The organism is Flavobacterium collinsii (genome assembly GCF_946903285.1).
In the GTDB taxonomy this organism is placed as follows: domain Bacteria; phylum Bacteroidota; class Bacteroidia; order Flavobacteriales; family Flavobacteriaceae; genus Flavobacterium; species Flavobacterium collinsii.
Genome location: NZ_OX336425.1, coordinates 396,037 through 423,001, shown reverse-complemented (window position 1 = coordinate 423,001; position 26,965 = coordinate 396,037). Strand labels below are relative to the sequence as shown.

Annotated in this window: 18 protein-coding genes and 1 pseudogene; 11 read left to right on the top strand and 8 right to left on the bottom strand. The window is 35.9% G+C overall.

The genetic code is table 11. From position 1 onward, the window contains the following. Window positions 1–18: 18 nt before the first annotated feature. The 8 genes from rlmB to OGZ34_RS01910 form a co-directional block, all read right to left on the bottom strand. Window positions 19–753: a 23S rRNA (guanosine(2251)-2'-O)-methyltransferase RlmB gene (gene rlmB / locus OGZ34_RS01945; protein ID WP_173967227.1), complete on the bottom strand. Its 735-nt coding sequence runs from the start codon at window positions 751–753 to the stop codon at window positions 19–21. An 87-nt stretch (window positions 754–840) separates the two neighbouring features. After that, window positions 841–2,355 (bottom strand): SusD/RagB family nutrient-binding outer membrane lipoprotein, encoded by a 1,515-nt coding sequence (locus tag OGZ34_RS01940; protein ID WP_173967228.1) that lies wholly within the window; start codon window positions 2,353–2,355, stop codon window positions 841–843. A 17-nt stretch (window positions 2,356–2,372) separates the two neighbouring features. Next, window positions 2,373–5,459 (bottom strand): SusC/RagA family TonB-linked outer membrane protein, encoded by a 3,087-nt coding sequence (locus OGZ34_RS01935; protein WP_173967229.1) that lies wholly within the window; start codon window positions 5,457–5,459, stop codon window positions 2,373–2,375. Window positions 5,460–5,831: 372 nt separating this feature from the next. Beyond that, window positions 5,832–7,265 (bottom strand): SusD/RagB family nutrient-binding outer membrane lipoprotein, encoded by a 1,434-nt coding sequence (locus tag OGZ34_RS01930; RefSeq protein WP_173967230.1) that lies wholly within the window; start codon window positions 7,263–7,265, stop codon window positions 5,832–5,834. 14 nt (window positions 7,266–7,279) lie between these two features. Then, a complete protein-coding gene (locus tag OGZ34_RS01925) occupies window positions 7,280–10,468 on the bottom strand; it encodes a SusC/RagA family TonB-linked outer membrane protein (protein WP_173967231.1) in 3,189 nt (1,062 codons plus the stop codon). 314 nt (window positions 10,469–10,782) lie between these two features. Next, window positions 10,783–12,285, bottom strand: a complete 1,503-nt coding sequence (locus OGZ34_RS01920; protein ID WP_263361970.1) for a SusD/RagB family nutrient-binding outer membrane lipoprotein — start codon at window positions 12,283–12,285, stop codon at window positions 10,783–10,785. Between the two features lie 12 nt (window positions 12,286–12,297). After that, entirely contained in the window at window positions 12,298–15,513 is a 3,216-nt protein-coding gene (locus OGZ34_RS01915; protein WP_173967233.1) for a SusC/RagA family TonB-linked outer membrane protein, read from the bottom strand. A 275-nt stretch (window positions 15,514–15,788) separates the two neighbouring features. Then, window positions 15,789–17,504, bottom strand: a complete 1,716-nt coding sequence (locus tag OGZ34_RS01910; RefSeq protein WP_263361969.1) for a BamA/TamA family outer membrane protein — start codon at window positions 17,502–17,504, stop codon at window positions 15,789–15,791. Window positions 17,505–17,672: 168 nt separating this feature from the next. On the opposite strand from OGZ34_RS01910, the gene rpsL reads away from it, so the two are divergent. From rpsL to rplV, 11 genes and pseudogenes are all read left to right on the top strand, one after another. Continuing rightward, window positions 17,673–18,056 carry a 30S ribosomal protein S12 gene (gene rpsL / locus OGZ34_RS01905; RefSeq protein WP_007136570.1) on the top strand — a complete coding sequence of 128 codons (384 nt, stop codon included), beginning with the start codon at window positions 17,673–17,675 and terminating at the stop codon, window positions 18,054–18,056. 24 nt (window positions 18,057–18,080) lie between these two features. Further along, on the top strand, window positions 18,081–18,557 hold the full coding sequence (gene rpsG, locus OGZ34_RS01900; RefSeq protein WP_007803600.1) for a 30S ribosomal protein S7: 477 nt from the start codon (window positions 18,081–18,083) through the stop codon (window positions 18,555–18,557). 10 nt (window positions 18,558–18,567) lie between these two features. Then, window positions 18,568–20,724: an elongation factor G gene (fusA, locus tag OGZ34_RS01895; RefSeq protein WP_173967235.1), complete on the top strand. Its 2,157-nt coding sequence runs from the start codon at window positions 18,568–18,570 to the stop codon at window positions 20,722–20,724. A gap of 11 nt (window positions 20,725–20,735) precedes the next feature. Continuing rightward, window positions 20,736–21,041, top strand: a complete 306-nt coding sequence (gene rpsJ, locus OGZ34_RS01890; protein ID WP_007803605.1) for a 30S ribosomal protein S10 — start codon at window positions 20,736–20,738, stop codon at window positions 21,039–21,041. A gap of 872 nt (window positions 21,042–21,913) precedes the next feature. Continuing rightward, window positions 21,914–22,324: pseudogene (locus OGZ34_RS01885) on the top strand (helix-turn-helix domain-containing protein). 1,557 nt (window positions 22,325–23,881) lie between these two features. After that, window positions 23,882–24,499, top strand: a complete 618-nt coding sequence (rplC, locus tag OGZ34_RS01880; RefSeq protein WP_007803612.1) for a 50S ribosomal protein L3 — start codon at window positions 23,882–23,884, stop codon at window positions 24,497–24,499. Beyond that, complete coding sequence (gene rplD, locus OGZ34_RS01875) at window positions 24,499–25,128, top strand: 50S ribosomal protein L4 (RefSeq protein ID WP_065450855.1); 630 nt, start codon at window positions 24,499–24,501, stop codon at window positions 25,126–25,128. Before rplC ends, rplD begins: the two co-directional genes overlap by 1 nt. Window positions 25,129–25,135: 7 nt before the next feature. Continuing rightward, window positions 25,136–25,426 carry a 50S ribosomal protein L23 gene (rplW, locus tag OGZ34_RS01870; protein ID WP_017495018.1) on the top strand — a complete coding sequence of 97 codons (291 nt, stop codon included), beginning with the start codon at window positions 25,136–25,138 and terminating at the stop codon, window positions 25,424–25,426. A 9-nt stretch (window positions 25,427–25,435) separates the two neighbouring features. Beyond that, the gene (rplB, locus tag OGZ34_RS01865) at window positions 25,436–26,260 is read left to right on the top strand and encodes a 50S ribosomal protein L2 (RefSeq protein WP_173967238.1); all 825 of its coding nucleotides are present in this window, start codon (window positions 25,436–25,438) and stop codon (window positions 26,258–26,260) included. Window positions 26,261–26,266: 6 nt separating this feature from the next. Next, window positions 26,267–26,545 carry a 30S ribosomal protein S19 gene (gene rpsS, locus OGZ34_RS01860; RefSeq protein WP_012022488.1) on the top strand — a complete coding sequence of 93 codons (279 nt, stop codon included), beginning with the start codon at window positions 26,267–26,269 and terminating at the stop codon, window positions 26,543–26,545. A 6-nt stretch (window positions 26,546–26,551) separates the two neighbouring features. After that, complete coding sequence (rplV, locus tag OGZ34_RS01855) at window positions 26,552–26,965, top strand: 50S ribosomal protein L22 (protein WP_007803631.1); 414 nt, start codon at window positions 26,552–26,554, stop codon at window positions 26,963–26,965.

Sequence of the window (26,965 nt, the reverse complement as noted above, 5' to 3'; positions counted from 1 at the left end):
CTCAATTCTTTATATTATTTAACTTCTCTGGCGAACAGCTTCATACAAAAATGCACCGCAGGCAACAGAAACATTCAAAGATCCAATTGATCCAAACATAGGTAATTTTGCTTTTTCGTCTACAATTTTTAGCACAGAAGGATTTATACCCCTGTCTTCAGACCCCATAATGATAGCTACTGGTTCATTTAATGCAATGTCGTATATGTTCTGATCCGTTTTTTCAGTTGCCGCAACCGTTTTGATTCCTGATCCCTGAAGATAAAAAATTGCATCTTTAATGTGTTCAACTTTGCAAATAGGAACATTAAATACTGCTCCTGCCGAAGTTTTAACAGTGTCTCCGTTTACCGGAGCCGAACCTGCTTTCTGTACAATGATTCCGTTTACGCCGGTGCATTCAGCAGTTCTGATAATGGCACCAAAATTTCTTGCGTCTGAAATTTGATCCAGTATTAAAAATAAAGGTTTTGATCCTGATTCAATTGTTGATTCAACTAAATGTTCCAATTCTATAAAACCAATAGGGGAGATGGTTGCTACTGCTCCCTGGTGATTATTTGGAGTTAGGCGATTTAGTTTTTCTACAGGTACATACGAGAAATTAATGTTAGCGCGTTTCATCACTTTCATTAGATCTTTCATTAGTTCTCCGGAAATCTCTTTTTGAATAAATACTTTATCAACTTCTTTTCCTGCCTGAATGGCTTCTATAATGGCTCTAATTCCAAATATTTGATGTTCTTTTTCCATGGGACAAATATAGGTATAATGTTGGGATAAAAAAAAACCACTCTGACTGAACTGAGTGGTTTTAATAGGTTTATAAATGTATCAGGATTAATTATCCCACCACACTTTTGTTGTTAATGTAACATAAGGAATCGGAACTCCAGGTCCAGCAGCTAAAGAAGCACCGTTAACATTAATTTCTTTTTGAGGATATGGTAATCTTCTTGGAGTAACTCCATTGGTACGGTTAGTGGCAGGAGGAGTTAAAACAGGGAACCCTGTTCTTCTCCAGTCGACAAATGACTCATAAGATGCTTGATACATCGCGATCCATTTTTGGTTCATGATTCTTTGCAATGTATTGTTGTAAGCTACCGAAGGGTTAGCAATATAAGTTGCTATGTCACTATTTACGATGTGATCTATACCAGCTTCAATAAAAGGCTCTATTTTTGCTGCTTTTACATTATCTTCTACAGCATTACAGTCATTTGTTATGGCTTGTTCATATGCCGTTTTTGATTTTGCAAGGTCACCAGCCCTAAAATAAATTTCAGACTTAATAAATTCTACTTCTGCTGCACTAATAAAAGTAACAGGTGAGTTAATTGAAGCGTAAGCTGGGCCTACACGAGAAAATAGATTTTCTCCTGAATCGTCTAAATCCTGACCCGGAAGGTTACCTAAGTATTGTCCCTTTAAACCTGATCCGTTGTTTTTAACAGGTAAGAAGTATAAAGTAAGTCTAGGATCGCTTAAAGCTTTCATGTTGTCAACAAGGGTGCTACATACTGCCTGATCTTTTCTACCTGATAATACATCAAATTGATAAATAGGGTTTGCACCTGTAGCGATGTCTGTAAACTTCACTTGCGCATTATTCGTTGTAGTTGTTGTACTACGGGTAATTAGTAATGGGTTGGTTTGTAAAAAGGTCAGCGCTTGTGTTGGATTTCTTTTACTAAGATGATTAAGTAATCTTAATTTTAAGGAATTAGCAAATGCTTCCCATTGGGTTACATTACCACCATATATTAAGTCAGCCGATCCAGGATTAACACCGGCATTGCTTTTTATGTTTACAATTGCCTGATCTAAAACAATAAGTAATGCAGGGTAAATTGTTTCTTGTTTATCATAGGCAGGTGTAATGTTTGCTAGCCCTTTTAAGCTTTCGGTATACGGGATGTCTCCGAATATATCTGTTGCAACACTGAAAGTATAAACTTGAAGAACCCTGGAAATACCAAGAGTAAGATTGTCACCTGAAATCTTAGTTTGATCTTCAATTGACCTTAAATCTATTAATACATCGTAGAGACTTGCCCATAAACCATCAGTGTCTCCTGATGTGATGTTGTACTGTCCAAAATTTAAAGGCTGCCCTCTATGTCCGGAATAATGCTGTACAATACTTGCAGGCATTCTTGTCCCGTCTCCGCCAAGAGTATAAGCTAAGTTAACTTCTGCAGCTGATAATAATGTTACAAATGGAACTTCTGTTGGGTTGTTTGGGTCATTGTTTATGTCTAACTCATTTTCACAAGATACAAATACCGCCGCCAATGTAATTAAGCCGATATGAAATATTCGCTTAAAATATTTGTTGTCAATTTTTTTCATTTTCATTAATTTAAGTATTAGAATTGCGCTTTTAGGTTGAAACCAAAAGTTCTTGTAGTTGGGAATGCAAATCTGGAAACACCTTGTGCATTACCAGTTCCAAAAGAGCTCGATTCCGGATCGATATGAGGAACATCTGTCCAGATAAATAAATTACGACCATATACTCCCAGATCCAGAGAACGAATATATTTGTCTTTTAACTTGAAAGAGTATCCAAGAGTAACTTCTCTTAGCTTAACCCAATTGTTTTTGTAAACGTATTGTTCGTTAGGATAAGCGCCTAATCCATACCAGTTTGCATCACGTTTCACCACAACGTTATTGTCAGCTCCTGTAGTAGCATTTACTCCCGGGAAAATATAGTCATCGTTACGATTTAATGTCTCTTTACTAACACCATAAAAATCTAACAATTCACCAGTTCCACTGTATAAATAACCACCTTGTCTTATGTCAGCAAGTGCTGTAAAATAAATATTTTTGTAGTTAATGGCTGTGCTTAGACCACCAGTCCAATCTGCCTCAGTATGGCCAAGAATTTGACCGTCTAATATAGAAGGGATTCCGTCGTCATCTACTAATACTTTTCCGTTTGCATCTCTGGCGTACCCCGTTCCAACTATGGTACCTAATCTTTCCCCTTTTACAGCAAAGATTGCAGGGTTTCCGCCAAACCCACCAAGGAAAATTCTGTCTACACCCGGATAAGTTTCGTCAACACGTGATCTAATTCTACTAAAGTTGAAAGATACATCCCATCTGAAATCTTTTGTTTGAATAGGTGTTGTTCTTAACATAAGTTCAAAACCTTTCGAGCTAGTTTGTCCGCTATTGATAATTGTGGCAGTTGAACCTGTTGCAGGAGAAATATCTAATGGGATAATACCATCAGTATTCACGTTTCTGAAGTATGATGCATCTAAACCTATTCTATCTTTGAATAATTTTAATTCAACACCCACCTCATATTCTGTAGTGAATTCAGGAGTTAAATTAGCATTACTAATAGTATTTTGGATTGTGTATCCTGCCAGGTTATTAAATGGAAATTCTATTCCTATAGTAGTAAATCCATCTGCAAATATCCCTTTTCTGTAAGCAGGCTGTGTTAAATAAACATCAGCATCTCTACCTGTTTTCGAAGCACCTACACGTAATTTACCATATGTAAGTACGTCAGATTCGATTTTGAATGCATCCGTAAAAATTACAGAAGCACTTACTCCTGGGTAGAAGAAACTTCTGTTGTCTTTTGGTAATGTTGAGCTCCATTCATTTCTTGCAACCACGTTTAAGAAAAGATAATTGTCATAGCTAAGAGATAAGTCTCCAAATACTCCAAATAATGTTCTTCTTGAGTTGTAAATATATCCAGGAGAGAATGTCTTGATGTTGTTCGTATTGATAATTCCTGGAAGAATTAGTTCGGTTCCGGTAATTATTGAATTTTGGACAGTTCTATTGTTGTAATCTTGTCCAGCTGTTAAAGTGGCTTTAAACTTATCAGTGATATCTTTATTGAAAGTAGCAGTCAATGTAGAGTTGGTTTCCTGACGAGTAACATTGTCGTAACTTAGATATCCTCGTGGATTACCTCCAGTGTTGATGTCTTTGAAAAGAGTTCTTTTGTCAGATAAATAGTCATTACCAAGACGATAAGCTAACTTGAAGCCTTTAGCTACATCAAAGGCGAAGTTTAAACCTGTAATATATCTTTGGCTATCAGTACGAGCTGAGTTTTTGTTAACAGTCCAGTATGGGTTGTCAAAAGCTCCTCCACGGAAGTTAATTTGAGTTCCGTTCGGTCTTTCATATCCGTAACCTTTTAAATCCCATGAAACAGGAGCGTGGAATAATGCGAAAAATGGATTAGATCCGTCTTGTCCCGCATAAGCAAGGTCTCCTTCAGAAGCGTTGTAGCTTAAGTTAACACCAGCTGTAAATCTACTGCTGAATTTGTAGTTACTGTTAAAACGACCATTGAATTTTTGATATCCTTGATTAGGAACAATAGAAGTTTGTTTTGATTGTCCAATGGATACGAACATATCGTACGCATCAGTAGAATTTGAAAGAGAAATATTATTGTTATAAGTTATTCCTGTTTGAAGGAATTGCTTTCTCGGGTCAAATACTTTTAATTGAATTTGTTGTGCTCCTAATCCTTGAGCTGCACCTGCTCCAGGGCTTGATACAGTTTGTCCTGTAATTCTTGGACCAAATGATCTGGAAGTACCTTCTTGATAAGTTACACCGTTTGATCCCTGTGCATATTCAGTTTGAAAATCAGGTAAAACAAGAGCATCATCTATTCCTACGGAACTAGTGAATTCAATTACAGGTTTTCCTGCTTTATCAGAACCTGTTTTTGTTGTAATTAAGATAACACCATTCGAACCACGATTTCCATACAATACAGCTCCGGCAGCACCTTTAAGAACTGTTACGCTTGCAATATCATTTGGGTTGATGTCAGCGGCTCTGTTAGGGCTATTAAATCCTACTACAGTATTATCGTTACCATCGTTGGCATTACTCATTGGAATTCCGTCAATAACATAAAGAGGTTCATTGTTTCCTGTTATTGATTTGTTTCCTCCTCTGATTACCAATCTACTTGCTTGGCCTGGAGCACCTCCTGAAGCAGTTACTTGAAGACCGGAAACTTTTCCGCTAAGACCATTTACAAGGTTTTGGTTATTTCCTTTGTTAAGATCATTTCCAGATACTTTTGTTGTGGCGTAACCGATAGCTTTGTCAGATTTTTTAATACCTAATGCTGTTACGACTACACTTTCAAGTTCCACCGAATTATCGGCTAACTTTATGTTAACAGAAGTTGAAGATGCAGCTACTTCTTGAGATTTCATCCCGATGTAGCTAAATACCAAAACTTGATTTGATGAGGCTTTGATAGAAAATTTACCATCAAAGTCTGTTTGTGTTCCTGTTTTTGTTCCTTTAACTAGTACACTAACACCCGGTAAAGGCATTCCTGTATTGTCAGAAACTGTTCCAGAAACAGCTCTTTCTTGCGCAAAAGTAAGTTGCGCAACTAGTACTAATAAAAGTACTAAGAATCCATTGAACTTTAGTTTCATTTTTATGTGTTTTGAATTAGTTTGGTAAAAATCTTAATTATTTGTTAATCTACCTAATATAAAAAGCTTTTTTTTTACCCGTATTATTTAATTATTACGGAATGTATTTTTTTTGCGTTAAAATACGCCTGTTAATGCGGTATTGTTGATTTTTCGATTAAAATGTGATAATAGTGAGAATTATTGGAGTTTTATGAAATGTTAAATTTTGGAAATTGAAATTAAGATTGTTTCTTTTTTTTATCAATGTTCAAAAACAATATAAGAGATTGTTTTGTTTTAATATTTAGGAAAGGTGTAGATAAGAAAAAAGGGCACTCATCTTATGATGAATGCCCTTTTTAGGAGTTGTTTAGGAATTAAAAGATACTATTATCTAGTACCTCCAGCCCACCAAACTTTTTCTTTGTATACATAAGAACCGTCTCCGTAAAGCTCCTTAATGTTTGAATTCGTAACAACGTCAGATTGACCGTAAGCAAATCTTTGTGGGAACAATTCAGGTTTTGGATTTACCATAGGAATAAAACTTCCGTTACCCATTGCATGTAAACGTCTGATGTCGTTATAAGATTCGATACCTTCGTTTTCGTAGAAAGAAATATGTTTTTCTACCATTATTTTTTTCAATAAAGCATCACCAGTTAATACTCCTATTGAAGCAGTATAAGTATTAGCCTGAGATGCCGTAAAAGTAACCGCTTGTTTTTTAGTATAAGCCGCTTTAATGGCATCATTCATAGTAGCTTGTGCTTCAGGTAGACCTAATCTGGCCTGAGCTTCAGCTTTCAGGAATAATAATTCATGGTAGCTTAACAAGTAAATTGGATTTGCTTCACTCATAAGAGCTGAGATAGAATATGTATCTTGTAATTCGATGTCTTCTATTGAATTGTCAAAAGGACGTACTACACCATTCTTTTTTGTAAAAAATGAAACTGTACGAGCGTCTGTCGGCCCGTTAGCAATCATAGTATCGTAAAAGCTTTTAGCGACACATAAAGCACCTCTGTTTAATTCGAATCTAGCGAAAGGATTTGGAACACCTTTGCCTACAAGTTTAAGTTCGTCATCTGCATTAGCAAAAGAAGTATTTACGTAGTTTATTACACCTTGATAATCAGCTTTTCTAAGGGATAATCTCATGGTGTATCTGGCTAATAGTCCATTGGCTGCTTTTATCCATTTTGCTGAGTTTCCATTGTAAATAGGATCTTGTGCGAGTAAACTGGCGTATGTTGATGTTTTGTTTAGATTAGCAATACCTTCATTCAGGTTTTTAAAGATATCTAAATAAATAGCCTCTTGTTTGTCTGCTTTTGGCTGAAAAATTGCTCCCGGTTTTGTGGCTTCTGTGTAAGGAACATCTCCAAAAAGATCAGTAAGAACGGCTGTGTTATAAGCCTTTAAGATTTGAGCTACACCTAATGTTTGGAAGTTTCCTTTTTCTTCTCCAACAGTACATTTGTCAATAATGATATTCAACTCTCTTATTTGTCTGTAAATGTTGTTCCAGCTGTTATTGTAAGTTGTTGATGATTGTAGATCGCTTGTTCTGATCTGTGCTCTGTACATTTGGTTGTGATTTCCTGCACTTAGTTCAGAGTATAAACCAGCATAGAATGAGTTGTCAGCACCTGTTACTGAGAAGGCAGAATTGATCATAACATCCGTAATAATTAAACGGGTAGCCATATCTGCAGGATTGTTTACATTCTTATTTATCTCATCCATTTTGTCTTCAGAACAAGCTTGGAATAAGAATAAAGCCATTAAAGCTGTTATTGTTATTTTTATATTTTTCATTTGATTTTTTTTAATTAAAAGGTAAAGTTCAATCCAAAACCAATGCTCTTCGTTTGTGGCATTGTGAATTGTTCGAATCCACCAGAGAAGTTGTTGTTTCCTTGTGTCGCTTCAGGATCTAGGTTTGGCATTTTAGACCATAGCAAAATGTTTCTTGCAAAAACAGAAGCTCTAAGGTCGACAGTATTGTCGAGTAACTTAGGGAACTGGTATCCTAAAGTAACTTCTCTTAATTTTACGAAACTCGCGTCAAAAACAGCTGATTCCGCAATATCACTTAGTCTGCGTTGCAATGCCTGATGTCCGTTCGGATCAGCTGCGCCTCCTATTGCAATGTCGTTTGGTGTCCCGTCCGCTTTAACACCAGGATAGATATATTGAGAATCTCTGTCAGCTGTTCTTGCATCTACTCCGTAAAAGTTCATTAAGCTGTTTGAACCGCTATACATTTTTCCTCCGTTTTTCCAATCCACAACTGCTCCTAAAGAAACTCTTTTGTAGGTGAACTGTGTAGAACCACCTAAAGTGAATTTAGGGGCAACTTCTCCTAGTACTTTAGGTTTGCCATCTCTTGTAGGAAGTCCTTTGCTGTCTACAATGATATTGTTATTGGCGTCTCTTGCGAAACCATCACCAAAGATAACCGGGAAACGGTCTCCTACACTAGCTCTAAGTTGTGGGGTTGTAAATCCACCTAAAAAAATGTTATCTACACCGTCTTTTAAAGCCAGTACTTTACTGTCAATTTGAGAATAGTTCACATTGAATGTCCAGTTAAAATCGGCAGTACGTACAGGATTAACCATTAAGCTAAGTTCATGCACTGTTGTAAGCATTTTTCCGCCATTGGTTACAAGAGAACTAGCTCCTGAAGAACCTGCTAATGGAACATTGAAAATTTGGTTTGTTGAATTTTGTTCAGAGTAAGTATAATCAAGTCCAATTCGGTTGTTGAAAAGTTTTACATCAGCACCTACTTCATACGATTTTGTATTTTGTGGTTTTAAATTTGGGTCATATAATGTAGTGTTAGGAATAAAGGAGCTAACACCGTCTAAAGGATACTGTATTGGATTTACAGACCAGAACCCACCACTATAGGATGGTGTTGTGTAAGAGTTTCCAATGTAGTCTCCTGATTGTCCTACTTCAGCGATCGATCCTCTTAGTTTGGCATATGAAAGAACTGAGCCGCCTTTTAAGCCCTCTAGTTCTGTTAGTACAAAACCTAAAGAGGCTGATGGGTAGACGAAATCTCTATTGTTTCTAGGCATATTAGAAGCAATGTCTTTACGGATAGTACCACTCAGGAAAATCATGTTTTTATAGGAAAATTCAGCGTTGCTAAAAAAGCCGAGAGTACGAACTTGTCTACGGGTTTCTATTGATGATACTGTCCTTGCATTGGCAATTGTTGGCCAGCCGCCAAAGTTTAAATTGATTCCAGTATCCTCATAAATTTTGTTGTTTCGATGGTTGTACTCGTTTCCTACTAAAATATTGAAGTTAAAGTCATCAGTGATGTTTAAGTTGTAGTTTAAGGTGAATAAAGAGTTAATCACATCTTGAGTTGTACCTGTAAGTTCTACACTACTACTTTTTCCTGATAAATCAAGTTTGTTTCCAAATTCAAAAATATCTCTATAGTTAGTTGTCCAGGAATCTACACCAGCTTGATATTTAACAGTAAGTTTTTGACTTCCGTCTTCACTAATAACCGGGGAGTATTGAATATAGGCGTTCCCGTAAACACGATTTGTTTTTTCGCTAAACTCATTGTTTTTAGCTGCCCAGTAAGGATTGTTGAAGTTAGTTGGTCTGAAATAGATTTGATCGTACGGGTTTGTTGGCGAAGCATAACCATTTCCTTTTAAGTCGTAACTTCTTGGAGCTGAAAATACTCCGGCAATTGCACCATCATTTGCAGAGGTACTTTTGTTTATTTTGGTTTGTACATAGTTAAAGGAGAAACCGGTTTTCCATTCGTTACTTAGTTTAGTATCTACAACCGCTTTCGCAGTGTATCTGTTCATGCCAGTTTCAGGGATGATACCGTCTTGTTTTGAAGTTCCTACACCGAATGAATAGTTTGTTTTTTCTGTTGACTGAGCAATATTCAAGGAGTTATTTATTGTTACTCCAGTATTGAAGAAGTCATTAATATTGTCATAAGCCTGAGGTGCAACCCATGGGTCTAATCCTGCTTTTGCTCTTTGTGGAACATAATATTTACCGGGCCTTAAAACTCCACCATTTAAAGCATTACTTACATTACCGCCATATTTAAGATCATTTGGCAATTCTGAAATTTTAGGTCCCCAGTTCATTGAAGAGTTTGGATCAAATACTCCGTTTGTACCTTGTGCATACTCATTTTGAGTACTTGGTTTTTTTGAAATGGTTTCAAAACTTGTAGAAGTGTTAAACGTAATAGTTGGCTTGCCACTTTGAGCTAGATTTTTCCCGCTTTTTGTAGTAATTAAAATTACACCATTTGAGGCTCTAAGCCCGTATAAAGCTGATGCAGCCTGTCCTTTTAAAACGTTGATAGACTCAATTTCGTTAGGGTCGATATCCACTGCTCTGTTAGCAACGTCAGCTCCGCTAACTCCATTTCCAGTGCTGAAATCTGCTTGCGATGTTACTGGCATACCGTCAATAACGTATAATGGAGTGTTATTTCCTGTGAAAGAACGGGCACCACGGATTACAATTTGTGATGAAGCTCCTGGAGCACCACTAGAAGGAGTGATTTGTACACCGGCTAGTTTACCTTGTAAAGCACCAGAAAGACTGTTGTTGTTTGCTCTTGTAATGTCTGCTGCCTTCACTTCTTGTGTAGCATATCCAAGGGCACGTGCACTTTTCTTAACGCCTAATGCCGTAACTACCACACTTTCCAATTCTACTGAATCGTCTTTTAGTTTTGCATTAACCGTAGTAGCGCTAGCTGAAACTTCTTGGGCTTTCATCCCAATGTAGCTAAAAACTAATACTTGATTTGGTGCTGCTTTGATAGAGTATTTTCCATCAAAATCTGTTTGTGTTGCTGTCTTTGTTCCTTTAACTAATACACTAACACCCGGTAAAGGTATTCCTGCATTGTCAGAAACTGTTCCAGAAACAGCTCTTTCTTGCGCGAACGTAAGTTGCGCAACTAGTACTAAGAAAAGTACTAAGAATCCATTGAACTTTAGTTTCATTTTTAAATATTTTGAATTAGTGCGACAAAAATCTTAATAATTAGTTAATATACCTAATCAAAAAAGTTTTTTTTTCAATGAAACGGCAGTTTTACTGACAGGAATTATTTTTTTATCGTTAAAATGCATTCGAAATTGCATAATTCATTGTTTTTTACTTAAAATGAAACTAATGTTTTAATTTGTACCGGCTGAATTAAGTGTTAAAATTTATAAGATGGGCTGTAGATTTTGGTTTTTTCTACGTTTTCAACAAAAAAACCACCCATTTTCAGGGTGGTTTTGTGTTAAATTATGTTATTTTATAGTATTTCCTATTTATCCCAAAAAATCTTGGTGGTTAGTTTGTCTCCTCCAATTGAAGTTGCTGCAGCATTGTAATTTGTTGCGTTTAGTGTTTGTTCTCTAATAGGGTAGGCCATTCTGGAGGGTATTTGTCCTCCGGCTGCCGCATCTGCAGATGCTGGTGGTGTTAGGACAGGGAAGTTTAATCTTCTGGTTGATGTCCAGCCTTCAAAACCTCTGTTAAACAAAGCATACCATGCTTGCTCTCCTACTTTTTGTTGCCAAGTTCCTGTAGCCGTAGCATAAGCAACGGCTGGTTGAGCAAGGTAGGCATTGGCGTCTGTTGATGAAACACCCCAGTCTTCCATAGAGGCTAGAATTGCTGCGTTGTAATGTGATGTAATGGTGCCTCCAACTGCAACACCTCTCCCTGAAGCTTCTGCTAACAAAAATTCTACTTCTGCATAGTCTAATAAAGTACCGCTGAAATCTGGTGCTTTGATTTTATCACTTGCATGAGTATATTTTGACTGTGAATTTTTTGCTCCAACGATTCCTCCTCTATAACCTGTTACAGTTATTAGCTCATCTGCAGCATTTGTATCTTTGTATGTTGGTTTGAAATAAGGTGTTTTTCTTGGGTCGTTTAATGTAACTAAAGCATCTACAAATGGTTTCGCAACTACAAAATCGTTTCTGCCTGAGAATACCATATCTACATATAGTGGGTTGGTATTTGGGAGGTTTAGCATATAGGGTAATTTTGCATTATCTGCATTTGATTTGAAGCCTCCTGCTGCACCAGATATAATTGTTGCGTCGGCAATTGCCGCTTCAAGACCTGATGCTTTTAGGTTTATACCTAGTTTTAGTTTTATGCTATTTGCAAATTTGATCCAGGCATTCAGGTTGTCTTTGTATATAACTTCAGCGCTTCCAAATGCAGGTTTTGAAGTGTCTAGGTCTGCAATGTCTTTGTTTAGTCGTACGATTAAATCTTTGTAGATGTCTACTGCTTTATCATATTTAGGTAGGTAATCGCCAGCTCCTAATAGTGATTCCGAATATGGAACATCTCCATAAGTATCTACTAAAATTTGATACGTATATACCATTAAAATGTCAATTAAGATCAATTGATTTTTTTGGGTTATTGTTTTTTTTGTGAACTCCGGGTCTGTAGGCGAGATTACTTCTTTCTCTAAAAAACCTTTTGCCTGAGCTAGATCAGCAAGTGCTCCTGCATAAAGTCTGTCCCAGTGATTGTCTGAAATTTTACGAGTCACCCAATTGTAATTAGATTCGTCTAAATAGGTAGTCTCGGTCCATTGCTGATTGACTAATCTAAATATGTTTCTGTTTACGTTGGTATTGATAAGTTGTTCTGTTAGACTTTTTTCGGCATTTGTGAATAAAGTGCTTGCGGGTACTACAGAAGGATTTTTTACATCTATATTTAAGTCTGTTAGGCTGCTATCGTCACAAGAAACTGTGAGTAGCATGATTCCTAAAGCATATATTAATTTTTTCATTTTATTTCTGTATTAAAATTTGAACGTTAAGTTAAAACCAATATCTCTGGTTGTTGGAAGTGATCCAACTGAATAACCTCTAGAGCTATTTCCTGAAGACAATCCGCTTTCTGGGTCTGCGTATGGTAGATTTTTACTGATTATCCATAAGTTCGAACCAACTAAGCTTGCTGATGCTGAGCTTAAGAATGTATTTTCGAACATGCTTTTAGGGAAGTTATAAGTGATAGATACTTCTCTTAATTTAACAAAAGAGGCATCGTAGATGAAGGCCTTGTTTGGAGCAGCTTGATATCCCAGGCTGTTTGCGATCGATCCGCCTTTTGTTTTTACTGTATTTGGAGTTCCGTTAGGGGCAACACCTTCATTTAATAGTCCATTTTCTCTGATGTCTCCTACAGCAGTTTCTCTGTAAAGTCCGGATGCAAGACCGTAATACATATCCAGTGAGTAAATATCTCCTCCTTTTTGAGTGTCAATTAAAAATCCGAAAGTTAAATTTTTGTAAGTGAATTTGTTTCTGACACCACCGATCCAGTCCGGAGTAATATTTCCGATTACGTTATTTGAACTTGTGGTAATCATGTATTTTCCTGTAGCTTGATCAATGGTAGGTTGTCCGTTTGTATAAACGAAGTCAGTTCCTTTAAGTGTGCCATAGGCTTCTCCTGGTGCAGCATTAACAGTGACACCGCCCTGAAATGTTCCAAGTTGAAGATTGTCAAGTCCATTTGGTAGTGAAATAACTCTACTTCTGTTGTTGGACCAGTTTACAATAATTTCCCAGCTGAAATCTTTTGTTTTGATTGGAGTTCCGTTTAATTGAATTTCAAATCCTCTGTTTTCTATGTTTCCACCATTTACTAGTCCGTTTGTGTAACCAGAACCTGAAGAAACTGCAGCTGCAACAATCTGATCAACTGAGTTTGTTTTGTAGTAAGTGATGTCAAAACCTAAACGTCTGTTTAATAAGCTTGTTTCTAAACCAACTTCGAATGATTTTGTTCTCTCAGGCTTAAGATCTGGATTTTTGTTAATACTACGGAATGGAAGTAATAATGAGTTTGTGTAAAGAGGTTGTCCTTGGAAATTGGAAACTCTTGTGTAAGTATTATTTAGTTGAAGTGCGTCTGCATCATTTCCAACTTCGGCATAATTGACTCTGAATTTTCCTAGATTTAACCAGTCTGCCTTTACTACGTTTGAGAAAAGGAATGATCCCGAAATTGCAGGATATACATAAGAGTTGTTGTTATCTGGTAATGTAGATGAAACGTCTCTTCTGATAGAAGCATCTACAAAATAAGTATCTAAATAACCAACAGAGGCCTGAGCGTAGATACCATTAACTCCTGAAGATACTTTTGCTTCTCTTGGGAACGGAAGGTCTAAGCGTGAATTTGATAAAGCGTAAATTCCGGGAACTACTAATCCTCCAACTGTTGAAGAAAGTACATTGTCTCTTTTGTTGCGTCTTATGTTTGTTCCGATAACTCCATTTAGGCTAATGTTTTCACCGATTTTTTTATTGAAATTCAACATGAAATCGTAATTAATTTCTTGAAAATTAATGTCGTTTCTTTGGTAGCCTGATGATTCGTTAACCGGAGAAAGGCCAAATCCTGAAGCTATTGATCCTACAGCTCTTCTTTCTTCTTGAAGTTGTTTGTAAGTGTCAATAGAAACTCTCCCTAGTGCACTTAGCCATGGGGCAATATCATAATTTAGAGAAGCGTAGCTAAATAAGCGGGTTCTGTCGTCAGAAGAGTAATTTTGATAACGGGTGAAGTACGGGTTGTCCCAATAGGCAGGTACTAAACCTGAAGGCTCCGTTGGGTCTTTCCAGTTCCATGTTACGTTTTGACCGCCTGATGCAAAGTAAACATCTTTTTGAGCTTGTACGTCAGTGTTGGTTTGCCACCATTGTCTGAAATTGCCCAGGATGTTGTCATTGTAGCCAGTTGAGTTTCTACCAACGGTACTTTGTAGGGTAACTGCTGCGTAGGCGTTAGCAGTAAGTTTGTCTGTAACTTTTTGACTAAATCTTGCGCTTATCTGATTTTTTTTCAATTCACTGTTTGGAAGGATACCAGTTTGATTGGTGTTAACATAGCTTAAAGATAAGCTTGATCTTTCTGTTGATTTTTCAAGTGCAATACTGTTAACGAAAGTGTGAGCATTGTTAAAGAAAGTTACAGGGCCATTTTTTGCAGCTGCCCATGGAGTGGCTTTTCCGTAGTTTGGTGAAAACGGTGTAAAAGCATCCCATTGATATACGGGTTGATTGTTGAAAGCGTCTCCGTCAGAAGCATCATTAGATGTGTCTACTGTGTCTGGTGTACCGGTTCCTAAAAATGATGATCCAAAGCCGTAACCAGATCCGTATCTGTCTTGATATTTAGGAAAAGTTGATTTGTCAATGCTTCCATTTGTGAATCCACTTGAAAAAGAAAATCCTATTTTGTTGTCATTTGATTTTCCTTTTTTTGTTGTTACCATTACAACTCCATTTGCAGCTCTGGATCCGTATAGTGCTGTTGCGGCAGCTCCTTTAAGGATGTTAATGCTTTCGATGTCTTCTTGATTGATGTCTGAAGCGTTGTTACCGTAATCATAACCACCGTTACCAATTTGCTGAGAAGAAACGTTTGAGTTTGAGTTGTCAATTGGCACCCCGTCAATAACCCAAAGAGCCTGATTATTTCCTGTAAGTGATTTGTTTCCCCTGATTACAACGTTTGTAGAGCCTCCAAAGTTATTGTTTCTCTGAACTTCTACCCCTGCGGCTTTACCAGATAAGAGATTGGCAACGTTAGCGTTTCCGGCTCCGCCATTAACGTCTTTTCCGGAAATTTGTTGAGAGGCATATCCAAGAGATTTTTTTTCTCTTTTAATACCCATGGCTGTAGTTACCACAACGCCTTCTAGTTGTTGGGCATCTCCAGATAACTTGGTGTTTACTTGTGATGAGCTTGCGGCAATTTCTTGAGTCTTCATGCCGATGTAGCTAAATACTAAAATTTGACTTGTGGTTGCTTTGATGGAATATTTACCATCAAAATCAGTCTGTGTGCCGGTTTTCGTTCCCTTGATTTGTACACTTACGCCTGGTAATGGCATACCTGCATCATCGGTAACGGTCCCCGAAACGGCTCTTTCCTGCGCAAAGGTTAGTTGCGCGAATAGTACTAAAAGTAGTACTAAAAATCCATTGAACTTTGGTTTCATTTTTTCAATTATTTTGAATTAGTCTTACAATATTCTTAATAATTTGTTAATAATCCTAGTGTTGAGTTAATGAATTTTCTCACAAGGTTAAAATTTAACATTATAACAGATAATAACTATTGTGTTAAATAATTGAATTTACTGGATGTTTGTTCTTGTTGTTTTTAGGAATAATTCTTGTAATCCCGCTTATTTCTTAGGATTTTTCAGAAATAGCAAGTTCTTAATAATTTGTTAACAAAGTAGATCTTGTGTTGGTGAATTTTCTCACAAGGTTAAAATTTAACATTGTAGCATATACTAACAATTGTGTTAAATAATTTAATTTCCTGAAGATTTTCTCCGCCATTGCTGAGATTAATTCGGAGTAGCCCGCTTGTTGTCTGGATTGTTGTGCCGATTCCGACTCCTGATAATTTTTGTAATTTATTAAGATTTTGATTGTTTGTTAAATCTTGATAGATTGCAAAGTCTATAATGGAATTGATGTATAAATTGTTGGATACTTTGTACCTGTATTCGGTGAGCAACATAGAGGCGAAATTACCCTGAAGGCTGTTTTCTGTGAAACCTCTTACGGAGTTTGTTCCTCCAAATCGAAATAGTTCGTTGGTGATATAATTTTGGCTTTTTAAATAAAAAATTTGGGGATTCAAAAAGATGAAATTCTTTTTGTTAAGCTCAAAATTGTAGGACAAATTAAGGTTGGTATAGAATTGTTTGCTTGATTCTACGGTTTGAGGACTGTTGTTGGTGTTTCTTTTTCCGTACCCGATTATGAGGCTTAGGGAAGCTTTCTTGGGGAGTAACGTGTTGAGATAATCTGTTTTTTTATACTCGAGAGTAGAGGTGATATAAGAGTTTTTGTAGTCGCTAATTGTGGTGTTGTTTGTGTTTTGAATGTCACTGGATTCTGTAGATTGGTAGCCTAGATATAGTCGTGAATTGTAGTTTAAGAAATAACCTAAGTCGATTGCGGTTTTGGTGTTTTGAAAAGTACTGTCTTGTTTAAAAATATTTAGCTGCGCTTTTATGCCCAGTGAAGATTGAAATATGTACGGAATTTCAATCTTTGTGTTAAAGGTTTTTTGTTGGTTTCCATCGCTTTTCCAATACAGGGAGAATTGTTCGCCGGCACGCAGTGTGTTTAGTAGTGATAGATCTAAGTATCCGTTTAAGGTTGTTTTTTTGTTTTCGTCATTAGAAAATCCAATGTATCCGTCAAAAGTGTTTGCTTTTCTTTTTTCAATATAGGTATATACTTTTGTAGAGTCGTTTGTGAATAATATTTCGGGGTATTTAGTTTGGGTTATAAATTCAAACGCATTGATGTCATTGTGTAGTTGTTTTATGGTTTCTTGGTTGAACGTTTTGTTTAAGTATTTTTTGTTGAGTTGTTTTAAGTGTCCTTTTGGGAAATAATCTCGTTTTGAGTCATCTGTTTGGGTTAGAATAATGGAATTTACAGTACGTTTTTTTTCGGATTTAAAATTTAACGTTGCGTAAATTATCGATTTCTTTTTTTGGATGTTTTCAAGTTTTATTTTGTTAAGGGCGAAACCAGCTTTTTCTGCATCTAATGTTTTTTGATTTAGATAATTTTCCAGTTCTCTGTAAGGAATAATTAAAGTATCGTTCTTGATTTTTACATCATAAAAAAAACTGTGATTTGCTCCTATATATATATGGACTTCTTTTGTCTTGCTTTTTAAGTCGATTATGGAGGTGAAAGTGCTGTCGTTTGTTTTTTTTGTCTCGATTATATTGTGGTCCAAATATCCATTTTTGGATAGTTTTTCTGAGGTGTTTTTAACTTCTTCAAAAATTGATTTTAAATTAGGATGGTTTCTTGAATAGTTTAACGAATCAATAATTTGAGTTTCGGTTTGATTTGTTCCTTTAATTTGTAAATGAAGGTCTTGAGCATGTGAAGAAATGCTGGCAATGAAAAATAGGAGGTATAAAAGCGGTTTCAAAGGCAATTGTTTCATTTATTAAAAGTATTGCAAATATCTATTGTTTGTTTGTAAAATCATAAGCTTAAATAATGTTATTGAAAATTAATGGATTAACGTTTGTATAGTGAAAAATATTTTATACATTTGCAACCCCGTAAAAAGCGGGAATTTAATATACATAATAAATTTTTAGTATTAATTATGCCAACAATTCAACAATTAGTAAGAACAGGAAGAACTCAGATAACTAAGAAGAGTAAATCGGTTGCTTTAGATTCTTGTCCTCAAAGAAGAGGGGTTTGTACGCGTGTTTACACTACTACACCAAAAAAACCAAACTCTGCAATGCGTAAAGTTGCGCGTGTACGTTTGACAAATGGTAATGAGGTGAATGCTTACATCCCTGGAGAAGGACACAATTTACAAGAGCACTCGATAGTATTAGTTAGAGGTGGAAGGGTAAAAGATTTACCAGGTGTTAGATATCATATCGTTCGTGGAGCGCTTGACACGTCAGGAGTTGCAGGAAGAACGCAAAGAAGATCTAAGTACGGTGCTAAACGCCCAAAAGAAGCAAAAAAGTAATTTAAAAACTTTTAAGAAAAAGACATGAGAAAAAGAGCGGCAAAGAAAAGACCACTTTTACCAGATCCGAGGTTTAATGACCAATTGGTAACACGTTTTGTGAACAACTTAATGTGGGACGGTAAGAAATCTACAGCTTTCAAAGTATTTTATGATGCAATTGACATCATTGAGTCTAAAAAGCAAGATTCAGAAAAATCTTCATTAGAAATTTGGAAAGATGCGTTAACAAACGTTATGCCTCACGTAGAAGTACGTAGTCGTAGAGTTGGTGGAGCTACATTCCAAATTCCAATGCAAATTAGACCAGACAGAAAAATTTCTATGGCAATGAAGTGGTTAATACTTTATTCTAGAAGAAGAAATGAAAAATCTATGGCACAACGTTTAGCGTCAGAATGTTTAGCTGCGGCTAAAGAAGAAGGTGCTGCGGTTAAGAAAAGAATGGATACTCACAAGATGGCAGAAGCTAATAAAGCTTTCTCTCACTTTAGATTTTAATTCGTAAGAAATGGCTAGAGATTTAAAATATACAAGAAATATCGGAATTGCTGCTCACATTGATGCTGGTAAAACAACAACAACTGAGCGTATCCTTTTTTATACTGGAAAGTCACATAAAATTGGTGAAGTACACGATGGTGCTGCAACAATGGACTGGATGGCTCAAGAGCAAGAAAGAGGTATTACAATTACTTCAGCTGCAACAACTTGTGAGTGGAATTTTCCAACTGAGCAAGGAAAACTTTTGCCTGAATCATTGCCATACCACTTTAATATTATTGATACTCCTGGACACGTTGACTTTACTGTAGAGGTAAACCGTTCTTTACGTGTACTTGATGGATTAGTTTTCTTATTTAGTGCTGTTGATGGTGTTGAGCCTCAGTCAGAAACTAACTGGAGACTTGCTGATCAGTACAGAGTTCCACGTATGGGATTTGTTAACAAAATGGACCGTCAAGGATCTAACTTCTTAGGAGTTTGTCAACAGGTTCGTGATATGTTGAAATCAAATGCTGTTGCGATCACTTTGCCAATTGGTGAAGAAAATGATTTCAAAGGTGTTGTAGATTTAGTAAAAAACCAAGCTATCATTTGGCATGATGCGACTCAAGGGGCAACTTTTGATATCGTTGAAATTCCTGCTGATATGGTTGCAGAGGTTAAAGAATACAGATCTATTCTTATTGAAGCGGTTGCTGATTACGATGAAAACCTTTTAGAGAAATTCATGGAAGATGAAAACTCTATTACCGAGGAAGAAATCAACAACGCTTTAAGAGCTGCTACTATGGATATGGCTATCATCCCGATGATCGCTGGTTCTTCTTTCAAAAACAAAGGAGTTCAATTCATGTTAGATGCAGTTTGTAAATATTTACCTTCTCCAATGGATAAGGAAGGTATCGAAGGAATTCACCCTGATGATGCTGAATTATTAGAAGAAGATCAAACTAAAATCTTACGTCGTCCGGACGTAAAAGAGCCGTTCGCTGCTTTGGCATTTAAAATTGCTACTGACCCATTCGTAGGTCGTTTAGCTTTCTTCCGTGCTTATTCTGGACGTTTAGATGCTGGTTCTTATGTTTTGAACACTCGTTCAGGAAGTAAAGAAAGAATCTCTCGTATCTACCAAATGCACGCTAACAAACAAAATCCAATCGAATATATTGAGGCTGGAGATATTGGAGCTGCTGTTGGATTTAAAGATATCAAAACTGGAGATACATTGTGTGATGAAAAACACCCAATCATTCTTGAGTCTATGAAATTCCCTGCACCGGTAATTGGTATTGCAATTGAACCTAAAACTAAAGCTGACGTTGATAAAATGGGTATGGCTTTGGCTAAATTAGCTGAAGAAGATCCAACATTTACAGTTAGAACAGATGAGGCTTCAGGGCAAACTATTATCTCAGGTATGGGTGAGCTTCACTTAGATATCTTAGTAGATCGTATGAAACGTGAATTTAAAGTTGAAGTGAACCAAGGTGAGCCTCAAGTTGAATACAAAGAAGCGTTTACAAGAACTGCAACACACAGAGAGACTTACAAGAAACAATCAGGAGGTCGTGGTAAATTCGGTGATATCGTATTTACACTTGAGCCAGCTGAAGAAGTGGATGGAAAAGTTCCTGTAGGATTACAGTTTATTAATGCAGTAAAAGGTGGTAACGTTCCTAAGGAATATATCCCTTCTGTAGAAAAAGGTTTCCGTGAAGCTATGAAAACTGGTCCATTGGCAGGTTATCAAGTAGATAGTTTAAAAGTAACTTTGACGGACGGATCTTTCCACCCTGTCGATTCTGATGCACTTTCTTTTGAGTTAGCTGCTAGAATGGGTTATAGAGAAGTAGCTAAAGCTGCTGGTGCTATTATTTTGGAGCCAATCATGAAAATGGAAGTTATTACTCCTGAAGAAAACATGGGAGATATCGTTGGTGATATCAACCGTCGTAGAGGTCAGGTAAATGACATGGGTGACAGAAACGGTGCTAAAACTATTAAAGCTGATGTGCCTTTATCAGAAATGTTTGGTTATGTAACAACATTAAGAACATTGTCTTCTGGTAGAGCAACTTCAACAATGGAGTTTTCTCACTATGCAGAAACACCTTCTAATATTTCAGAAGCTGTAATTAAAAAAGCAAAAGGTAACGCTTAATTCTTAAGAAAATGAGTCAAAAAATCAGAATAAAACTAAAATCTTACGATCACATGTTGGTAGATAAATCTGCTGAAAAGATCGTAAAAACAGTAAAAACTACTGGAGCAGTTGTAACAGGTCCAATTCCGTTGCCAACTCACAAAAAACTTTTCACTGTATTACGTTCTCCGCACGTTAACAAAAAAGCGAGAGAGCAATTTGAAGTAATGTCATACAAGAGATTGATTGATATTTATTCATCTTCATCTAAAACTATCGATGCATTAATGAAACTTGAATTGCCAAGTGGAGTTGAAGTAGAGATCAAAGTATAATTAGATTATATTTTATATAGAAAAGCGAGACATTACTGTCTCGCTTTTTTTATGAGCAAAAGTTATTTGTTTAAAGTGGTGTTAATTGGTATCAATGTGAAAACCTGAGGATTTGTAAAATTGGACATGGGTATTAGTCGGTTTGAAAAGAATCAGGTTCAAAAGTTGTGGGGTGATAAAATTGGCATTCTCTTTATTGTAAAGGATTTTAAGGGTGAAAGTGGTTGTCTTTTGCAGTCTTTTAAAGTTTTACTTTTTTCTAAGATTTCTTAATTGCAAAAAATAATAATAATTTACAGCTTACTCCATAAGAAAGAAGTATTTGGAATCTGTTGCTCTGAAAGAGCCTTAGCAGTAACATGGTGCGAAGTGCCATGAATAATGGTGAGTATTTTTTTAAGCCCTGAAAGGGCGAAAGCATTGCTCAAAAAGCACATATCTTATTTTATGATATTTCCTAAAGTTGGCATTTTTTAATCAAGATTTTACGTTTTATTTCTAACTGCTTATACCTCTTTAGGGTAATATGAATCATTATCTAAATTTATAGTGTGTTGCGCTATTTTTATGCTTTTGGGTCTTGAGTCCTTTTTTAAACATTTCAAATATTTATGCCGATAGAGAATACTAATTATAGAATCTGCTGTAATAAAATGATTTCTTAAATGAAGAGCTGAAATCGTCGATAAAAGGAATAGTTTTTATCGACTCCATAGCATTTTGTATCGATCCGTTAATTGGTGTTTTTTAAATTGTAGGAAAAATTATATTTTTGTTTCCGTCAACAGGATGCGGACCTTTGGTGTGGTATACCAGATCAAATAGTTTTTTACCTAATACTTATTATAAAACTTAATTATTATCTTTGAATTATGAGCACACTAACAAAACCAAATCACATAGGGCGTAAGATTAGCCGTATTCGAGAACTTCGTGATATGAAGCAGGAGGCGCTGGCAATGGCATTAGGTATGAGCCAGCAGAGCGTTTCTAATATAGAGAATAGTGAAATAATAGAAGAAGAGAAACTTGCGGAAATAGCAAAAGCTCTTGGGGTGACAGTAGAGGCAATTAAGAATTTTTCAGAAGAGAATATGATCAACTATTTTAATACGTTTAATGAGGTTGTTACTAATAATCAAGCGGATTAAATGTGCATTGATGATTATAATCATCAATGCACATTTAATCCGCTTGATAAAGTGGTTGAGTTGTACGAGCGCTTGGTTCAGGCGGAAAAAGATAAAAACGAATATTTGGAAAAATTGTTTAAGGAGAGATAATTTTTCTAAACGGTGTAATAATTTCAAAAGAGACTATTTCGAATTAACGAGATAGTCTCTTTTTTTTGTGCTATAAATTTTTATAATAATATTGTGTTTCAATAGTTGAATCCGTTGGTTGTTTTTTTTGCTGTTGTTTTTGAAGTCTTTGGTTAAGATGTGTTAAGGAATTTTGGGTGTTGCAGAATTTGAAGATACGGAAATCGCTATTTTAATATTTTGTAACTTTTTGGTATTGATACCGTGATCGTGGAGATTGTGTAAAAAGATGATCTTTAATTTTATCAGTAGGGAGTAGACAGTGAATAATGATGTGAAATTTGGTTGGGGTTAGACTAAAGAAGTGAAAAGATTTTGTGTCTTTGTTTCTTTGTGATTGTGGCTCGGTATATAGTTCTTTTGTCTTTGTAGTTTGAACTTCTCGGAAAAGTAATGTCTTTATTAAAATGTAAAAAAAAAGGAGAGACCTGTCGTGTTATTCTGCGACAAATAGTTTTTTTGCCTAATACTTCGTATGAACTTAATTGTTGTTCATGAATTGGGGGTAGGCTATCGGAACTAAATCATATAGTATGAATAATTGGTGGTGTTCTTTGGTCTCATGATATGTAGTAGAGGTATTGGTTTTTAATTTTAAGGATGAGTGAGTGGATTTTTTCAGGGTAAAAAAAAATGAGATAATTGAAGAGGAAGGGTTGGTAGAGATTAGGGAAGCTTTCGGATGACGGCATGGGTTGTTGGGGCTTTTTCTGAAGAAAATAGGAATTAACTATTTTGATGTTTTTGTGGATAATAATTTTAGTCAGTTTGGTGTGTTTGGAGGTGGTTATGAGAGTAATCAATGCGCATTCAATTTGCTTGATAAAATAGTTGAATTTTGTGAGAGTTTGGTTTGGGCTGCAAGAAAAAAGTAAAAAGGAGTATTTGAAAAAAAAATAAAAGTGAGGAGATTTTTTTTGTAAGCTGTGTAATAATTTTAAAAGGGATCATTTCGAATAACGTATAGGTCTTTTTGTTTTTGTCTGCATAGGGTATGGTTTGGGGTTTTAATGTTGGGGATGGGGTGTTGTGAAATTTTCCACAGCTTGACGTATTGATTTATTGTGAAAGGTTTGACAGAGGTTTGGAGTTGTAGAAAGATGAAAATTTTTCTATTTTATAATGTTTCTAAATTAAAAAATAAAGCGAAAGATGTTTTCTTTTTTTAGAGTGTTAAAATTCTTTTTTTGGATTTTATGCAGTTGTTTTGGTTTGATGTTCTGCGCTTTTATTGTGTTAAATTTTCTTTTATTTAGGTTGCTACCAATGATTTTGGATGATTGGATTAAGGAATTGTTAATAAAAAAGTTTTCAGGTATAAAATTGCTTGACTTGTATTTTTTTAATTCACAAAATGATGTGGGCGGATGCTTTGATGCTTGAATTTTGATAATGAGCGATTTAATTTTTATAACCGTTTGGTATATTCAATTTTAATGTCTACTTTTGCACTCCCTGTTTGGAAATTTCTGTTATTTTCAAATTGAAGGGAATTTTAGTAATTAATAATTAATATTTATGTCTGGGTTAATTGGTAAAAAAATCGGCATGACTAGTATTTTCGACGAAAACGGGAAAAACATTCCTTGTACAGTAATCGAGGCTGGGCCGTGTGTTGTTACCCAAGTCAGAACCAAAGGTGTTGACGGGTACGAAGCGTTGCAACTTGGTTTCGATGACAAAAACGAGAAACATTCCACTAAAGCGGCTTTAGGTCACTTTAAAAAAGCTGGAACTGTTGCTAAGAAAAAAGTCGTTGAATTTCAAGATTTTGCAACTGAACAAAAATTAGGAGATCTTATTGATGTTTCTATTTTTGCTGAAGGAGAATTTGTAGATGTACAAGGTGTATCTAAAGGTAAAGGTTTTCAAGGGGTTGTTAAACGTCACGGATTTGGTGGTGTTGGACAAGCAACTCACGGTCAACACAACCGTTTAAGAGCGCCAGGTTCTGTAGGAGCATCTTCTTATCCATCTAGAGTATTCAAAGGAATGCGTATGGCTGGAAGAATGGGAGGAGACAATGTAAAAGTTCAAAACCTTAGAGTTTTAAAAGTAGTAGCTGAAAAGAATCTACTTGTTATTAAAGGATGTGTTCCTGGACATAAAAACTCTTATGTAATCATTCAGAAGTAATGGAAGTAAAAGTATTAGATTTCAACGGAAAAGATACTGGAAGAAAAGTTCAACTTTCTGATTCAGTATTCGCAATTGAACCAAACAATCACGCTGTATACCTTGATGTTAAGCAATATCTTGCTAATCAAAGACAAGGAACTCACAAAGCTAAAGAAAGAGCTGAAGTGACTGGAAGTACACGTAAGATTAAAAAACAAAAAGGAACTGGTACGGCTCGTGCGGGAAGTATCAAAAATCCATTGTTTAAAGGTGGTGGAACAATTTTCGGACCAAGACCAAGAAGTTATTCATTTAAATTGAATAAAAGCTTGAAAAGATTGGCAAGAAAATCAGCTTTCTCAATCAAAGCAAAAGAGTCGAATATCATCGTTCTTGAAGACTTTAATTTTGAAGCGCCAAACACTAAAAATTTCATTAACGTTTTGAAAGCTTTAGGGTTAGAGAATAAAAAATCTTTATTTGTGTTGGGAGAGTCGAATAAAAATGTATATTTGTCGTCACGCAATTTAAAGGCTTCTAATGTCGTAACTAGCTCAGAATTAAGCACTTACGCTATTTTAAACACTAACAATTTAGTGCTTTTAGAAGGTTCTTTGGAGTTAATTGAAGAAAATTTAAGTAAATAATAGGAATATGAGTATCATAATTAGACCTATAGTAACGGAAAAAGTAACCAAAGAAAGTGAAGTTTTAAACCGCTTCGGATTCGTTGTTGACAAAAAAGCAAACAAAGTTCAAATTAAGAAAGCTGTTGAAGCTGCTTATGGAGTAACTATCGTTTCAGTTAATACGATGAACGTAAGACCGGATAGAACTACAAAATACACTAAAAGTGGTTTAATCAGTGGAAAGACAAATGCAATTAAAAAAGCAATTGTACAAGTACAAGAAGGAGAAACAATTGATTTTTACAACAATATCTAAGATAGAAAAATGTCAGTAAGAAAATTAAAACCTATTACCCCAGGTCAGCGATTTAGAGTTGTGAATGGTTATGACGCCATTACAACTGATAAGCCGGAACGCTCTTTGATAGCGCCGATAAAAAACTCTGGAGGTAGAAATAGTCAAGGAAAGATGACCATGCGTTATACGGGTGGTGGTCACAAGCAGAGATATCGTATTATTGATTTCAAAAGAACTAAAGACGGAATTCCGGCTACAGTGAAATCAATCGAATACGATCCAAATCGTACTGCATTTATCGCTTTATTAGCTTACGCTGATGGAGAGAAAACTTATATTATTGCTCAAAACGGATTGAAAGTTGGTCAGAAATTAGTTTCTGGTCCAGAATCTCAACCTGAAATTGGTAATACATTGCCTTTAAGCAGAATTCCTTTGGGAACTGTAATCTCTTGTATTGAGTTACGTCCAGGTCAAGGTGCGGTAATCGCTCGTTCAGCTGGAACATTTGCTCAATTAATGGCAAGAGATGGAAAATATGCTACAATTAAAATGCCATCTGGTGAAACAAGATTGATCTTGTTAACTTGTTCGGCTACAATTGGAGCTGTTTCCAATTCAGACCACCAATTAGTTGTATCAGGAAAAGCTGGTAGAACAAGATGGTTAGGAAGAAGACCTAGAACAAGACCTGTTGCAATGAACCCTGTTGATCACCCAATGGGTGGTGGAGAAGGACGTTCTTCTGGTGGACATCCACGTTCAAGAAATGGAATACCAGCAAAAGGTTATAGAACTCGTTCTAAGAAAAACCCGAGTAACAAGTATATCGTAGAACGTAGAAAGAAATAATAAGATATGGCACGTTCATTAAAAAAAGGACCTTTCGTTCATTATAAGTTAGACAAGAAAGTTCAGGAAAACGTAGAAAGTGGTAAAAATAGTGTAGTGAAGACTTGGTCTAGAGCTTCTATGATTACTCCAGATTTCGTTGGACAAACTATCGCAGTTCATAACGGTCGTCAATTTGTACCAGTTTACGTAACAGAAAACATGGTAGGTCACAAATTAGGAGAGTTTTCACCAACTAGATCTTTTAGAGGTCATGCTGGAGCAAAAAATAAAGGTAAAAAATAAGAAGCAATGGGAGTTCGTAAAAGAGAAACAGCAGATGCGAGAAAAGAGGCTAATAAGTCTATTGCTTTCGCAAAATTGAATAACTGCCCTACTTCACCTAGAAAAATGCGCTTAGTAGCGGACTTGGTAAGAGGTCAGAAGGTAGAAAGAGCACTTAACATCTTAAGATTCAGTTCTAAAGAAGCTTCAAGAAAACTAGAAAAACTATTATTATCTGCAATCAACAACTGGGAGCAAAAAAATAGTGAAGGTAATTTAGAAGAGGCTGGATTATTTGTTAAAGAGATCAGAGTAGATGGTGGAATGATGTTGAAAAGACTTCGTCCAGCTCCACAAGGTCGTGCACACAGAATAAGAAAACGTTCTAATCACGTAACAATCGTGCTTGGAGCTATCAATAACACACAAAGCAATTCTTAA

Excerpts from the sequence above, each read along its gene's own strand:
- rpsJ (WP_007803605.1), top strand. The coding sequence starts at position 20,736 with ATGAGTCAAAAAATCAGAATAAAACTAAAATCTTACGATCACATGTTG.
- rplC (WP_007803612.1), top strand. The coding sequence starts at position 23,882 with ATGTCTGGGTTAATTGGTAAAAAAATCGGCATGACTAGTATTTTCGAC.
- OGZ34_RS01920 (WP_263361970.1), bottom strand. The coding sequence starts at position 12,285 with ATGAAAAAATTAATATATGCTTTAGGAATCATGCTACTCACAGTTTCT.
- rpsS (WP_012022488.1), top strand. The coding sequence starts at position 26,267 with ATGGCACGTTCATTAAAAAAAGGACCTTTCGTTCATTATAAGTTAGAC.
- OGZ34_RS01910 (WP_263361969.1), bottom strand. The coding sequence starts at position 17,504 with ATGAAACAATTGCCTTTGAAACCGCTTTTATACCTCCTATTTTTCATT.
- OGZ34_RS01925 (WP_173967231.1), bottom strand. The coding sequence starts at position 10,468 with ATGAAACTAAAGTTCAATGGATTCTTAGTACTTTTCTTAGTACTAGTT.
- rlmB (WP_173967227.1), bottom strand. The coding sequence starts at position 753 with ATGGAAAAAGAACATCAAATATTTGGAATTAGAGCCATTATAGAAGCC.
- rplW (WP_017495018.1), top strand. The coding sequence starts at position 25,136 with ATGAGTATCATAATTAGACCTATAGTAACGGAAAAAGTAACCAAAGAA.
- rpsL (WP_007136570.1), top strand. The coding sequence starts at position 17,673 with ATGCCAACAATTCAACAATTAGTAAGAACAGGAAGAACTCAGATAACT.
- OGZ34_RS01940 (WP_173967228.1), bottom strand. The coding sequence starts at position 2,355 with ATGAAAAAAATTGACAACAAATATTTTAAGCGAATATTTCATATCGGC.
- fusA (WP_173967235.1), top strand. The coding sequence starts at position 18,568 with ATGGCTAGAGATTTAAAATATACAAGAAATATCGGAATTGCTGCTCAC.
- rplD (WP_065450855.1), top strand. The coding sequence starts at position 24,499 with ATGGAAGTAAAAGTATTAGATTTCAACGGAAAAGATACTGGAAGAAAA.
- OGZ34_RS01935 (WP_173967229.1), bottom strand. The coding sequence starts at position 5,459 with ATGAAACTAAAGTTCAATGGATTCTTAGTACTTTTATTAGTACTAGTT.
- OGZ34_RS01915 (WP_173967233.1), bottom strand. The coding sequence starts at position 15,513 with ATGAAACCAAAGTTCAATGGATTTTTAGTACTACTTTTAGTACTATTC.
- rplB (WP_173967238.1), top strand. The coding sequence starts at position 25,436 with ATGTCAGTAAGAAAATTAAAACCTATTACCCCAGGTCAGCGATTTAGA.
- rplV (WP_007803631.1), top strand. The coding sequence starts at position 26,552 with ATGGGAGTTCGTAAAAGAGAAACAGCAGATGCGAGAAAAGAGGCTAAT.
- rpsG (WP_007803600.1), top strand. The coding sequence starts at position 18,081 with ATGAGAAAAAGAGCGGCAAAGAAAAGACCACTTTTACCAGATCCGAGG.
- OGZ34_RS01930 (WP_173967230.1), bottom strand. The coding sequence starts at position 7,265 with ATGAAAAATATAAAAATAACAATAACAGCTTTAATGGCTTTATTCTTA.